General features: G+C 65.4%; 10 protein-coding genes. 4 read left to right on the top strand and 6 right to left on the bottom strand.

Features of this window, described 5'->3' with window-relative positions; translation table 11 throughout:
* Window positions 1–402: 402 nt before the first annotated feature.
* From secF to tgt, 4 genes are all read right to left on the bottom strand, one after another.
* Window positions 403–1,383, bottom strand: coding sequence for a protein translocase subunit SecF (gene secF / locus AC3ITW_RS08710; RefSeq protein ID WP_004153298.1), 981 nt, complete (start codon window positions 1,381–1,383; stop codon window positions 403–405).
* A 15-nt stretch (window positions 1,384–1,398) separates the two neighbouring features.
* Window positions 1,399–3,255 carry a protein translocase subunit SecD gene (gene secD / locus AC3ITW_RS08705; RefSeq protein ID WP_100434459.1) on the bottom strand — a complete coding sequence of 619 codons (1,857 nt, stop codon included), beginning with the start codon at window positions 3,253–3,255 and terminating at the stop codon, window positions 1,399–1,401.
* Window positions 3,256–3,316: 61 nt separating this feature from the next.
* Window positions 3,317–3,661: a preprotein translocase subunit YajC gene (yajC, locus tag AC3ITW_RS08700; RefSeq protein WP_046430173.1), complete on the bottom strand. Its 345-nt coding sequence runs from the start codon at window positions 3,659–3,661 to the stop codon at window positions 3,317–3,319.
* 134 nt (window positions 3,662–3,795) lie between these two features.
* Window positions 3,796–4,926 carry a tRNA guanosine(34) transglycosylase Tgt gene (tgt, locus tag AC3ITW_RS08695; RefSeq protein ID WP_012510768.1) on the bottom strand — a complete coding sequence of 377 codons (1,131 nt, stop codon included), beginning with the start codon at window positions 4,924–4,926 and terminating at the stop codon, window positions 3,796–3,798.
* A 70-nt stretch (window positions 4,927–4,996) separates the two neighbouring features.
* Between tgt and AC3ITW_RS08690 the strand changes: the two genes are divergently transcribed.
* Window positions 4,997–6,214, top strand: a complete 1,218-nt coding sequence (locus tag AC3ITW_RS08690) for a type VI immunity family protein (RefSeq protein ID WP_080103049.1) — start codon at window positions 4,997–4,999, stop codon at window positions 6,212–6,214.
* A 13-nt stretch (window positions 6,215–6,227) separates the two neighbouring features.
* Window positions 6,228–6,635 carry a hypothetical protein gene (locus tag AC3ITW_RS08685; RefSeq protein WP_032969757.1) on the top strand — a complete coding sequence of 136 codons (408 nt, stop codon included), beginning with the start codon at window positions 6,228–6,230 and terminating at the stop codon, window positions 6,633–6,635.
* Between the two features lie 168 nt (window positions 6,636–6,803).
* On the opposite strand, the gene queA is transcribed toward AC3ITW_RS08685, so the two are convergent.
* A complete protein-coding gene (queA, locus tag AC3ITW_RS08680) occupies window positions 6,804–7,871 on the bottom strand; it encodes a tRNA preQ1(34) S-adenosylmethionine ribosyltransferase-isomerase QueA (RefSeq protein WP_100434458.1) in 1,068 nt (355 codons plus the stop codon).
* A 210-nt stretch (window positions 7,872–8,081) separates the two neighbouring features.
* Here queA and AC3ITW_RS08675 point away from each other — a divergent pair, with 210 nt between their 5' ends.
* Window positions 8,082–9,578 carry an aminotransferase class III-fold pyridoxal phosphate-dependent enzyme gene (locus AC3ITW_RS08675; RefSeq protein WP_100434457.1) on the top strand — a complete coding sequence of 499 codons (1,497 nt, stop codon included), beginning with the start codon at window positions 8,082–8,084 and terminating at the stop codon, window positions 9,576–9,578.
* A gap of 294 nt (window positions 9,579–9,872) precedes the next feature.
* Entirely contained in the window at window positions 9,873–10,466 is a 594-nt protein-coding gene (locus AC3ITW_RS08670) for an LOG family protein (protein WP_012510766.1), read from the top strand.
* A 19-nt stretch (window positions 10,467–10,485) separates the two neighbouring features.
* Here the strand turns inward: AC3ITW_RS08670 and AC3ITW_RS08665 are convergent, their stop codons facing one another.
* Entirely contained in the window at window positions 10,486–13,326 is a 2,841-nt protein-coding gene (locus AC3ITW_RS08665) for a bifunctional diguanylate cyclase/phosphodiesterase (RefSeq protein WP_012510765.1), read from the bottom strand.
* Window positions 13,327–13,482 lie beyond the last annotated feature (156 nt).

Genomic DNA, 13,482 nt, shown 5'->3' with positions numbered 1-13,482 from the left:
TCAACCGGACCCACCCCGCCTTCGACAGATTTCCGCGATCTGTCAGGGCAGTTCTTGGGGGTCAGATCCGTTTTCCGAAGGAAAACGGATCTGACCCCATCTTGATTGTTCAATATCTGACAGATGTGTCGACCAAGGTCGACACCTACCAACAGCCGCCGGAATCTGTCAGAGGTGGGGCCATGTGGGTTGGCAGGACCGTTGGCGCCATGGATGGCGCCATCGAGCCCCCAAGGACGGGTTTACGGCGTGTCCTGCCAACCCACATGGCCCCGCCCAACCAGCAGAAAGCCAGCTCCGGCTTTTGACGTTGCCGTTGCATTGAGCGGGTGCAGGGCGCAGCCCTGCCAACAAAAAACCCCGCTTGCGCGGGGTTCTCTGTGTGCTGCATACAGCAGGTGCTTACGGGCGACGGGCCAATGCCTCGACGTCCTTCGCCTTCGGCAGCAGGTCCTGCTTGCTGACGCGCAGGAAACCGATCGTCAGCATCGGCACCGCCACCAGGATCGAGGACAGCACGACGATCACCGCGCCGATCATGTGCGTCTCGGCCAGGCCTTCCATCGAGCTGCCGCCGTACATGTACAGGGCAAGCGCTGACAGGAAGAACATCACAGCCGTGATCACCGTACGCGACAGCGTCTGGTTGATCGAACGGTTGAGCACTTCCATCGAGTCCACGCGCAGGCTGCGGAAGTTCTCGCGGACGCGGTCGAAGACCACGATGATGTCGTTGATCGCAAAGCCCATCACCGACAGCAGGCCGGCCAGCACGGTCAGGTCGAACTCACGGCCCAGCAGGGACACATAAGCCACCGTCACGATCAGGTCGAACATCGCCACGATGCTGGCGGTGACCGCGAACTTCCATTCGAAGCGCACGGCGATGTAGATCAGGAAGCCGGCCAGCATGAAGATGGTGGCGTACAGGCCATTCATCGCCAGGTCCTTGCCGATCTGCGGACCCACGAACTCATTGCGCAGCACCGTAGCCTGGTTGTCGGCGGTGGACAGCGCCTTCACCACGGCCGCGGCGGTGGCCTTGTCCTCGTGCGCGGCATCGCCGGTACCCGGGGCGTGCTCACCGTGCGGGGCCAGGCGGATCAGCAGGTCGGTGTTGCCACCGACGCTCTGTACCTGGGCGCCGTCGAAGCCGTTCTCTTCGAGCTTGGTACGGACCTGCTCGACGTCCACCGCCTTGTCGAAGCGGGCTTCGATCAGGGTGCCGCCGGTGAAGTCCAGGGCGTAGTTGAAGCCCTTGAAGCCGATGATGGAGATCGAGGCCAGAAACACGATGATCGTGACGACCATCGCGACATGGCGCCAGCGCATGAAGTCGATCTTGGTGTCGTTCGGGAGGATGTGCAGCGGAAACAGTTTCATGTGCGTGTCGTCCCGTCAGATGGCCACGTTCTGGAGCTTCTTGCGGCGGCCGTAGATCAGCGTCGCCAGTGCACGCGACACGGTGATCGCGGTGAACATGGAGGCGAAAATACCGATGATCATGGTCAGCGCGAAGCCCTTCAGCGGACCGGTACCGAATGCGAACAGCGCCACACCGACGATCAGGCCGGTCAGGTTGGCGTCGAGGATGGTGCCCGAAGCACGTTCGTAACCGGTCACGATCGCGGTCTTGCCCGGCACGCCGGCACGCAGTTCTTCACGGATACGTTCGTTGATCAGCACGTTGGCGTCCACCGACAGGCCGACCGACAACGCCAGGCCGGCGAAGCCCGGCAGGGTCATGGTCGCGCCGAACAGCGACATCACCGCCACCACGATCAGCAGGTTGAACAGCATCGCGATCGAGGTGATCACGCCGAACATGCGGTAGTAGACGCTGAAGAACACCAGGGTGAACAGGAACGCGAACACGACCGCGCGCATACCGTTCTTGACGTTCTCGGCACCCAGGCTCGGGCCGACCACGCGCTCTTCGACGAAGTCCATCGGCGCGGCCAGCGAGCCGGACTTCAGCAGCTTGGCCAGGTCCTCGGCTTCCTTCTTCTGCAGTCCGGTGGTCTGGAAGTTCTTGCCGAACACGCCATTGATGTTGGCCACCGAGATCACTTCCTCGTTGACCTTGAAGCCACGCACTTCCTGGCCGTCAACGACGGTCACGGTCGGCACGCGCTCGGTGTAGACCACCGCCATCGGCTTGTTCACGTTGGCACTGGTGAAGTCGAACATGCGCTGGCCGCCGACATTGTTCAGCGTCACGCTGACCGCCGGTGAGCCACTGTTCGAATCGGTTACCGCCTGCGCGCCGACCATCTGGTCACCGGTGACGATCACGCGCTTGTTCAGCAGGATCGGGCCGCGGCCATCACGCTGCTGGTAGACCTTCGCTTCCGGCGGGATGCGGCCGGCGGTGATGGCGTCCTGCGCATTGCCCTCGACCACCGCACGGTACTCCAGGGTGGCGGTGGCGCCGATCATGCGCTTGGCTTCGGCGGTGTCCTGCACGCCCGGCAGCTGCACGACCACGCGGTCGGCACCCTGGCGCTGGATGATCGGCTCGGCCACGCCGAGCTGGTTCACACGGTTGCGCAGGGTGTTGATGTTCTGTTCGATGGCACCGTTGGCGATCTGTGTGATCTCGGTTTCCGGCACGGTCACCGTGATGCGGTTGCCACTGACGTCGTAGCCGAGGGTCGGCTGCGCCTTGACCAGGGCGGCACGGGCGCGCTGCGCGGCATCGTCACCAGCGGACGGGCTCAGGTTGGCCACGATGCTGTTGTCAGCGCGGCGTTCCACCGACTGGTACGGGATGCGCGCATCACGCAGGGTGCTGCGCACGTCTTCGGTGTAGGCATCCAGACGCTTGTCCAGGGCGGCCTTCTGGTCGACCTGCAGCACGAAGTGCACGCCACCCTGCAGGTCCAGGCCCAGCACCATGGGGCGACCGCCGAGGTTGGCCAGCCAGTCCGGCACGGTGGAGGCCAGGTTCAGGGCCACGGTGTAGTTCTCACCGACGGTGTCACGCAGGGCGTCGCTGGCAGCGGACTGCGCCTTCAGGTCCGTCAGGCGGACGATCAGGCTCTCCCCCTCCTTCTCGGCACCAACGGCGTCCACACCGGCCTTCTTCAGGTCGGCCAGCACACGGTCGCGCAGCGCATCGTCGATCTGCCCGCCACGGTTGGCGGTGATCTGGATGGCCGGGTCCTTCTGGTAGATGTTGGGCAGCGCGTACAGCGCGCTGAGCGCCAGTACGATCAGGATGACGACGTACTTCCAGCGTGGAAATTCGAGCATTGCTTGGGTCCCGCGCGGCGCCATCCCCGGCGCCGCGGTTGTGCTTCGGAAAGGGAGTGGCTTACTTGGCCGAATCCAGGGTGCCGGTCGGCAGCACGCTGCCAACAGCGCCCTTCTGCACGCGGATGCGCACGTTCTCGGCCACTTCGATGGTGATGAAGTTGTCGCCGATGTCGGTGACCTTGCCGGCGATGCCGCCATTGGTCAGCACTTCGTCACCACGCTTGATCTTCTCCAGCATGGACTTGTGTTCCTTCTGCCGCTTCATCTGCGGGCGGATCATCAGGAAGTACATGATGGCGATCAGGATGACCGGGAACAGCAGCGTGGTCAGGCCCATGCCCTGCGGTTGGCCGCCGGCGGCCTGGGCGTGGGCGGCGGGAATCAGGAAGGCAAGCAGGTTCATCGTTGGTCCTTTGGTTGGGCGGCGCTCCGGCCCTTTCACGGGCACGGGGTGTCGACCGCGGATCTGGGTCAGCCTTGAAGTATGCCACGGCCCCGGGCGTTCGTCCTTGGGCCGTTTGGCAGGGGGTGTTCGGGTTACAAGGGCGGTGCTACCGCCCCGCGTGCCGCGTAGAAAGACTCACGGAAGGCCAGGAAGGTTCCCGCCTCGATGGCCGCACGGATGTCGGCCATGAGCTTTTCGTAATAGAACAGGTTGTGCAGGGTGCCCAGCATCGGCGCCAGCATCTCGTTGCAGCGGTCCAGGTGGCGCAGGTAGGACCGGGTGTAGCCGCCGGTGCAGGCCACGCAGCCGCAACCCGGCTCGATCGGGTCCATGTCGCGCGCGTATTGGGAATTACGGATGCGAACGGTGCCGAACGAGGTGAAATAGTGGCCGTTGCGCGCATTGCGGGTCGGCATCACGCAGTCGAACATGTCCACGCCACGTGCGACACCCTCGACCAGGTCCTCCGGCCGGCCAACGCCCATCAGGTAGCGCGGGCGGTCGGCGGGCAGTTCCGGGTCCAGGTGGTCGAGCATGGCGTTGCGCTCGTCTTCCGGCTCGCCCACGGCCAGGCCGCCAATGGCATAGCCGTCGAAACCGATCGCCTGCAGGGCATCGGCCGAGCGGCTGCGCAGGTCGGTATGCACGCCGCCCTGGACGATGCCGAACAGGGCCGCGTCGTTGCCGAGCTCGTCATGTGCGTTGCGGCTGCGCTGGGCCCAGCGCAGGCTCAGCTCCATCGAACGGCGGGCAACGTCTTCGGTGGCCGGGTACGGGGTGCACTCGTCGAAGATCATCACCACGTCCGAATCGAGCACCTTCTGGATCTTCATGCTCTCTTCCGGGCCCAGGAACACCCGGGCGCCGTCGGTTGGCGAAGCGAAGGTCACGCCCTGCTCGGTGATCTTGCGGCGGTGGGCCAGCGAGAACACCTGGAAGCCGCCGGAGTCGGTCAGGATCGGGCCATCCCAGCGGCAGAAGCCGTGCAGGCCGCCGTGGTCGGCGATGATGTCCAGGCCCGGGCGCAGGTACAGGTGGAAGGTATTGCCGAGGATGATCTCGGCGCCCAGCGCACGCACCTGGTCCGGCAGGATGCCCTTGACCGAGCCATAGGTCCCCACCGGCATGAAGGCCGGCGTTTCCACCGTGCCACGCGGGAAGGTCAGGCGGCCACGGCGGGCACGGCCGTCGCGGGTCTGGAGCTGGAACTGCAATCGGGACATGGAGCGGTCATTCGGGCAAATAGTTGTCTATTGTCTCCCAAAATCGGCGCGGCCGCCCATTCAGGCCTGAATGAGCATCAACCCGCCCGCCTTGCTGACGCATTTAGCCTTGGCGGGTGCAAGCCAGTTTCCTAGGGTGACTGGCCAGATAGCTGAGACATTATTCGTGCCCTCCCCGCACCAGATTCCCGTCGTACTGCAATGGCCTCCGGGAGCACTCGAATTCCCTGGCGACCTGCTCCTTCCGAGCGGCCCCCAGAACTATGTAGGTGCGGCGATGTGCCTGCGCCTGACGCTGTACTTCAAGAATGCACATACTGCCGCGACCAGAAAAAATCTGTGTCTCTGCTTTGCCGCATTCTGCGAGCTGGCTGGAGACGCCCTGTCATGGCTGTGGCGCGAGAAGCCGAATCGCGGGATGCCAAAGCAACGCGTCAAGAACTGCAAGCCCTTGTGCGACATGATCGAAACCATGTCGGAAGATGACCACCTGAGCTTCTGCTATACCAGCGGTGCCAAGGCCGAGGATGCCGGTGCCTGGAAGTTCCTGATCTTTGGCGCGCGCGCCTGGGAAGCCCGTATCCGCAACGATATGAGCGTGCTCGAACTGTCGGTCCCAATCAGCTTTCTGCCAACGCATCGAGAAGACTTCATTGAATTGGCGACCAGATGTGCGCGCTGGCTGAGTGCCGAACATGGGCATGCCGGCTACGCCCTGAATCTCAGTGACGTTCGCCGCGAGCGAAACGAACCCGTTGAGGCAATACTGGCACAGCGTTATCCCGGCCTGGACGCGGGATGCGCTCCCTTCCTGGCCAACCAGACGCAATTGGCGCACCTCAAGATCAAGACGGTCAGTTGGCTGACCCTGGTGGATCATGCCCGGCTGGAAGCGGCCGGCGGGCTTGATCAGCTCCGCAGCGCTCTTCCCGAGCAGCATTTCTCTCTTCACGACTACGGTAACGGCGTCATGATCCAAGCTGGGCCAAGGCCCCTTGCCCTCGTTGACGCAGGTGATCTTCGACCGCCGGCCTATGTGCTGCTCGACCATCAACTCCGTGGCATCCGACCCGCATCGGTTGGCAGTCTCCATTTCAATCCGAAGTCCGCAGAACCCAGGCTTGTCGGCCGGCTCGCCGATCAGTGGATGGGTCGCTTTGAGGTTGATGCTTCAGAGATTTCGACCCACGAAGAAAGACTTGCCCAGCAGCATCCACTCTCAGATGGGGACCTTCAGGACGAGACCCCCTTCGTCAATCAGTCGATTGCGCGAGAGAAGCCACAATGAGCCGAAGCAAGCAATGAGCAACGACCGAAAAAATCTGGAAAGAATCCTCGGGGGAAGAATCGAGCAAAGAGCCGATCGAACCGCCCCAGGCATCAATTCCGTGGCCGGAGTGGAGTTCATCTACTACGAAGATGACGGAATTCGCAGCGCTTCCAGTCAGTTCAACGCGTTGCTGGATTCTGCTGGCGAAATCGCCGCGAGCAGCGGCGGCACCTTATCGGACAGTTGCCGGATAGCCCTGCCCAACGGCCAGTGCTTCCTCGCCCTTTCCTTCCACGGCGATCTGGATGGATGGCGGAAGGCGGTGGAAGCCGGGGCACGCAACCTCGGCCTTCGCCTGGCCCGCATTGAAGATGACCATCTGATCATCTGCGACGGCCAGTCCGTTCCGCTCAGCGAATGCAAGGTGGATTTGGGCTGAGCAGCCCGCCGGAACCCACTTGCGGAAAGGATTGTCCACGCATGGCGTGGATCTACCACGGCCCCGGAGGCAGTGGAGCCACGCCATGCATGGCTTCCCTGGCCTCCAGGCACCTGCAAGTGCGCACCAACGGTGCGCACCCACCACAAGCAGGCAGAGGTCAGCCCCCTACCCCGCCTGCGGGAACAACAACATTGCGTCGCCGTAACTGAAGAAACGGTAGCGCTGCGCGATCGCGTGCTGGTAGGCCTCGAACACGCGCGCCTTGCCGGCGAACGCGGAAATCATCATCAGCAGCGTGCTTTCCGGTAGATGGAAGTTGGTCACCATCGCGTCGACGCTGCGGATGCGGTAGCCGGGGGTGATGAAGATCTGCGTTTCACCCGCGAACGGCAGCAGTTCGCCATCGCGCATCGCGCTTTCCAGGGCGCGCACCACGGTGGTGCCGACGCCGATCACCCGGCCGCCGGCGGTGCGCGTGCGCCGTACCTGCTGCACCAGCTCGGCACCCACGTTCAGCCACTCGCGGTGCATCACATGGTCCTTCAGGTCATCGGCACGCACCGGCTGGAAGGTGCCCGCACCCACGTGCAGGGTGACGTGACCGAAGTCCACGCCCTTGTTCTTCAGCGCTGCCAGCAGCGGTTCGTCGAAATGCAGGCCCGCGGTCGGCGCGGCCACCGCGCCTACTTCACGCGCGAACACAGTCTGGTAGCGCTCGCGGTCGTCCACACCCGGCTCGCGCTGGATGTAGGGCGGCAGCGGCAGGCGGCCGGCATGCAGCAGCCACTGCTCCAACGATTCCGGCACATGGAACTGCAGCACGTAGAACTCGCCGTCGCGGCCCAGCACCTCGGCTTCGCCACCGGCATCCAGCGCAATGCGGCTGCCGGCCTTCGGCGACTTGCTGGCGCCCACCTGGGCACGCGCCTGCTGGCCGCCGAGCAGGCGCTCGATCAGGATCTCGACGCGGCCACCGCTGGCCTTCTGCCCGAACAGGCGCGCCGGGATCACCCGGGTGTCGTTGAACACCAGCAGATCGCCCGGCTGCAGCAGCGACGGCAGGTCACGCACCTGCAGGTCGGTGAAGGCATCCGGCGCCGGCGGCACCAGCAGCAGGCGGCTTGCGGAACGTTCGGCCAGGGGCGCCTGCGCGATCAGTTCAGCCGGCAGGTCGTAGTTGAAATCGGACTTCTTCAAGGCAGTGGGCGGCAACAGGTCGACAATGGCGCGCATTGTACGTCCAGCGTCTGCGAGCCAGCGCGCTTCGCGGCGAACGTCGCGCAAAATGCTGCTATGCAGCAGGTTTCCGCGGGGTTATCGCGCAAAAAAACAAGTGCTAGCATCGAGTTGGAAGTCCGCTGCACGAGCCTGCCCCAAGCGCGCGTGATGACGCGCGTTTTGCTTTTGAAGACCCGTGCGACCCATTGTTTCAGGAGATCTGCAATGAGCTTCATCGAACGCCTCGCCCCCCTGCGCAGCCAGCCCGGCACCCGCCTCACCTCCGGCCTGGACGATGCCACCCTGACCGCCCTGTCCGCCAACCACCCGCAGCTGATCGCCGCGGTGGACGCCGCCGCCGAGGAATTCGCGCGCGTGCAGGCCGACCTGGGGCCGCTGCTGGCGCAGGACGAACAGGCGCAGATCGACGCGATGCAGGACGGCTTCGTCAATTTCTATGCCGATGACGCGGTAACTCCGTACGTGGCACTGGCCGCACGCGGCCCCTGGGTGGTCACCCTGAAGGGCGCCGTGCTGTACGACGCCGGCGGCTACGGCATGCTCGGCTTCGGGCACACCCCGGACGCCGTGCTGGAGGCAATGGCCCGCCCGCAGGTGATGGCCAACATCATGACCCCCAGCCTGTCGCAGCAGCGCTTCATCACCGCCCTGCGTGCCGAGATCGGCCACCGCCGTGGCGGTTGCCCGTTCACCCGTTTCATGTGCCTGAATTCCGGTTCCGAGGCGGTCGGCCTGGCCGCGCGCATCGCCGACGTCAACGCCAAGCTGCAGACCGACCCCGGCGCACGCCACGCCGGTGCTGCGATCAAGCGCGTGGTGGTCAAGGGCAGCTTCCATGGCCGCACCGACCGCCCTGCCCTGTATTCCGATTCCAGCCGCAAGAGCTACATGCAGCACCTGGCCAGCTACCGTGGCGAGGACTCGGTGATCACCGTGGCGCCGTACGACGAAGCCGGCCTGCGCAAGGTGTTCGAGGACGCCGCACGCAACCAGTGGTTCATCGAGGCGGTGTTCCTGGAGCCGGTGATGGGCGAAGGCGACCCGGGCCGTTCGGTGCCGCCGTCGTTCTATGCGGTGGCCCGCGAACTGACCCGTGCCCATGGCAGCCTGTTGCTGCTGGACTCGATCCAGGCCGGCCTGCGCGCGCATGGCGTGCTGTCGGTGGTCGACTACCCGGGCTTTGAAGGCCTCGATCCGCCGGACATGGAAACCTATTCCAAGGCGCTCAACGCCGCGCAGTACCCGCTGTCGGTGCTGGCCGTGACCGAGCATGCCGCGCAGCTGTACCGCAAGGGCATCTACGGCAACACCATGACCAGCAACCCACGTGCGCTGGACGTGGCCTGCGCCACCCTGGCCCAGCTGACCCCGCAGGTACGCGCCAACATCGCCGAGCGCGGTGCCGAGGCGGTGCGCAAGCTGGAGCAGCTCAAGGGCGAACTGGGCGGCCTGATCACCAAGGTGCAGGGCACCGGCCTGCTGTTCTCCTGCGAGCTGGCCCCGCAGTTCAAGTGCTACGGCGCCGATTCCACCGAGGAATGGCTGCGCCAGCACGGCATCAACGTGATCCACGGTGGAGAGAACTCGCTGCGCTTCACTCCGCACTTCGGCATGGACAGTGAAGAGCTGGACCTGCTGGTGGGCCTGGTCGGCCGCGCCCTGCGTGAAGGTCCGCGCCGCGAGCAGGCCGCCGCGGCGTAAGCCCCGTTCTTTGTAGAGTCGAGCTTGCTCGACTCAGCCGTAGCCGCGATCTGAACGAAGAGCAGCCGAGCATGGCTCGGCTCTACAGGGGCGCACCGCGATCTGAACGAAGAGCAGCCGAGCATGGCTCGGCTCTACAGGGGCGCACCGCGGTCTGAACGAAGAGCAGCCGAGCGCGGCTCGGCTCTACAGGCGGCAACCGCGAAGGTCCATAATCCATAGACACCCCGTCCCTGACCGCTCTGCGGTCGGCGATGGGGCGTTTTCGTTTCCGGCCAAGAGACAGGAAGATCCATGAAATCGATCTGTGTGTACTGTGGTTCCAACGCTGGCAGCAAGCCGGCCTATACCGAACGCGCCCTCGCCCTGGGCGACCGCATCGCCCGCGACGGGATGCGCCTGGTGTACGGCGGCGGCAACGTCGGTCTGATGGGAACCGTGGCCAATGCCGTGCTCGCTGCCGGCGGCGAAGTGACCGGCGTGATTCCGCGCCAGCTGGCCGACTGGGAAGTGGCACATCGCGGCCTCACCGAACTGGAAATCGTAGGCTCGATGCATGAGCGCAAGTCGCGCATGTTCGACCTGGCCGATGGCTTCGTCACCCTGCCCGGCGGCTTCGGCACCATGGAAGAAATCTTCGAGATGCTGACCTGGCGCCAGCTGGGCATCGGCAACAAGCCGTGCGCGTTCCTCGACGTGGAAGGCTTCTACGCACCGCTGATCGGCATGATCGATCGCATGGTGGAAGAGCGCTTCCTGCACCCGGACCAGCGCCAGGACCTGTGGTACGGCTCGGACATCGAAGAAATGCTGGCGTGGATGAAGAACTACCAGCCGGCCCAGGCCTCGAAGTGGATCGACGAAAAGCGTCGCGCCGCCCTGCGCTGATGCTTCCCTGCGCGGCGGCTCAGGCCGCCGCGCAGCCCCACGGTGCCGGCCGCCCCAGCAGGTAGCCCTGGCCATAGTCGCAGCCGAGTTCGCGCAGCGTCTGCTGCTGCGCCTCGGTCTCGATGCCCTCGCCGATGGTCTCGATGCCCAGCGTGCGCGCCAGCGACAGCACGCCCTCGACCAATGCGCGCGTGCTCTGCACTTCCGGTCCATGCAGGCCAGCGATGAAACTCTGGTCGATCTTCAGCGTGCTGATCGGGAAGCGGTGCAGGTAGGACAGCGCCGAGAAGCCGGTACCGAAATCGTCCAGCTGCACCTGGATGCCGCGCTCGCGCAGGCCCTGCAGGATGCGCAGCGTGTGCGGGCCGTCATCCAGCAGTGCGACCTCGGTGATCTCCAGCCGCAGCCGTTGCGGATCGGCACCGTACGCATCCAGCAGGCCGAACAGCCGGCCGCTGAACTCCGCAGAGCGGAAATGACGCGGTGACACGTTCACCGACACATAGGTGTGGCCGCCTTCGGCCAGGCCGGCGATGACCTGTTCGTAGATCAGCCAGTCGACCTGTTCGATCAGCCCACTCTCCTCACCCAGCTCCAGGAACGCGCCCGGCAGCAGCAGACCACGGCGCTCGTGCTGCCAGCGCAGCAGCGCCTCGTGCCCGACCACCTCGCCATCGGAGAGGCGCACGATCGGCTGGTAGAACGGCAGGAAATCGTGGTTATTGATCGCGCGGCGCAGATCGGCTTCCAAGTCGAGGCTGCGCATGGCCTGCTCGCGCATGTCCTCGTCGAAGATCGCGCAGCGGTCATGGCCCTGCGCCTTGGCCCGGTACATCGCGGCGTCGGCATCGCGCAGCAGTTCTTCGCCGGTACGGTAGCGCGGGTTCCACAGGGCGATGCCCAGGCTGCCGGACGGGAACAGTTCGCGGCCGGCGATCCACATCGATTCCTGCAGCGCCAGCAGCAGTCGCTGACCAAAATCCAGTGCCTGCGCCAGGCCCTGCGGACACTGCAGCAGCACTGCGAATTCGTCACCGCCCAGCCGTGCCACCACATCGTCGGTGCCGGCCATCGACACGATGCGCTTGGCAACCTCCACCAGCATGCGATCGCCCGCGGCATGGCCGATGCTGTCGTTGACCAGCTTGAAGCGGTCCAGGTCAAGGAACAACACGGCGAACACCGGTCCACCCTCGCGCCGGGCCAGCGCCAATGCGTCCTGCAGGCGGTCGAGCAGATGCAGGCGATTGGGCAGCCCGGTCAGCGCATCATGCATGGCCTGGTGGGTAAGCCGTTGTTCTGCGCGCAACCGCTCGCCGATCTGGCCGAGCAGTTTCTCGTTGACCTCGGCCAGCTCCCGGGTGCGCTCTTCCACCCGTTTTTCCAACTCGGCATGCGCCGAACGCAGCCGTTGCTGGTCGCGCTGGCGGGCCAGGCCGGTACCGATGTTCTGCGCGACGAAGGTCAGCAGGCGCTGGTCGTGCACGCTGAAGGTGCTGTTCTGGCTGTAACTCTGCACCACGATCGCGCCGACCACTTCGTCGTCGCGCAGCAGCGGCACGCCCAGCCAGCAGTGCGAACGCGCACCGGATTCACGCACCTCGCCGTTGGCCAGCAGCGCATCGATCTGCGCGCGCGAAGCCAACAGCGGCCGCCGGTTGCGTACCACGTATTCGGTCAGGCCACGGCTGAACGGCCGTGGCGCGCGGCTGGCATTGTGCTCGTCCACCGAATAGACGAAATCCAGGCCGTTGCCGGCCGCGTTGACCAGCGCGATGTAGAAATTGCGCGCGTCGAGCAGGCGCCCGACCACACCGTGTACCCGCCCGTAGAACTGGGCCAGGCTGTCGGCCGACATCGCCATCTCGGCGATGTTGTACAACGCGGTCTGCAGCTGCTCGGCACGGCGCCGTTCGGCCACCTCGTCCTGCAGGCTGTGGTTGGCACGCTGCAGCTGCTGCGTGCGCCGCTCGACCTGCTGCTCCAGCCGCACCTGCGCCTGGCGCCGGTCCATCGCGGTCTGCACGTGCTGGGCGACAAAACCCAGCAGGGCACGCTCGGACTCACCATAGCGGGCCGCGTGTTCGTAGCTCTGCACCACGATGGCACCGCACACGCGGCCATCGCGCAGCATCGGCACGCCCAGCCAGTCCAGGCTTTCCGGGCCACGCTGCGGATCGTGCTCCTGCTCGACCACCCGCGCCAGCAGCTCGCGTGACGGGCCACTGAGCGGCTTGCCATGGCGCAGCAGCGCCACCGTCAGGCTGCGCGGCATCTCGCTGGCGTCGTGGCTCTGCGCCGGGTTGGCAACGAAGTCATCGACCTGGTCGGCGAAGTACAGGAACCGGATCTGGTCGCGCACATCGTCGTACTCGACGATGTAGCAGTTCTCGGCGTACATCAGCGTGCCCAGCACACCGTGCACGTGGCGCAGCATCTCGCCCATCTCCAGGTCGGCACCGGCCAGGTCGGCGATCTGGAACAGCGCCTGCTGCAGCCGCTCGGCCTCCTCCAGCGCCTTGATCTGTCCCGCCTGGCGGCCACGCTGCAGGGCCAGCTCCATCGCCTGCCGGGCCAGCCCCCACCACGCTGGCGAGGGGATCGCGCCCTCCACCGACAGCAGCAGGCGCGCACCGTCGTAGTCCCAGCCATGCTGGCCATCGCCGATGCCAGCAGGTACTGCAGGCCGGTCACCGCTGACGGGCGGCCAGCCGCCCTCGCCACGCCCCAGCTGCAGGTCGTCCCAGCCGACCCGGACCACCGCCGTTTCCGGCAGCAGCGCATGCAGCGCGCGCACCAGCGCCGTGCTCAGCACGGCCTCGTGTAGTGGTTCTTCCGCCGGTTCAGCATGCGTGGACAAATGACAATCTCTTGGCGCCGTCTGTGCGTCGCCTCCCCTGAGCCGCCGAGCATAGCGCGCCACCCGGGGGGCAATGGAAGCCCGTAAACCCCGAATCGTGCGCCCGTACGTTTTTCCTGCCGACCGTAGCCCCTTCCGAGCCATGACCCTCGCCCT

The organism is Stenotrophomonas sp. KH_052, from assembly GCF_057838755.1.
This window is presented reverse-complemented; position numbering and strand designations above follow the sequence as displayed.

Coding starts and splice junctions, on each gene's coding strand:
- AC3ITW_RS08690 (WP_080103049.1), top strand. CDS start 4,997: ATGAGCATCAACCCGCCCGCCTTGCTGACGCATTTAGCCTTGGCGGGT.
- AC3ITW_RS08685 (WP_032969757.1), top strand. CDS start 6,228: ATGAGCAACGACCGAAAAAATCTGGAAAGAATCCTCGGGGGAAGAATC.
- secD (WP_100434459.1), bottom strand. CDS start 3,255: ATGCTCGAATTTCCACGCTGGAAGTACGTCGTCATCCTGATCGTACTG.
- AC3ITW_RS08675 (WP_100434457.1), top strand. CDS start 8,082: ATGAGCTTCATCGAACGCCTCGCCCCCCTGCGCAGCCAGCCCGGCACC.
- AC3ITW_RS08670 (WP_012510766.1), top strand. CDS start 9,873: ATGAAATCGATCTGTGTGTACTGTGGTTCCAACGCTGGCAGCAAGCCG.
- tgt (WP_012510768.1), bottom strand. CDS start 4,926: ATGTCCCGATTGCAGTTCCAGCTCCAGACCCGCGACGGCCGTGCCCGC.
- queA (WP_100434458.1), bottom strand. CDS start 7,871: ATGCGCGCCATTGTCGACCTGTTGCCGCCCACTGCCTTGAAGAAGTCC.
- secF (WP_004153298.1), bottom strand. CDS start 1,383: ATGAAACTGTTTCCGCTGCACATCCTCCCGAACGACACCAAGATCGAC.
- yajC (WP_046430173.1), bottom strand. CDS start 3,661: ATGAACCTGCTTGCCTTCCTGATTCCCGCCGCCCACGCCCAGGCCGCC.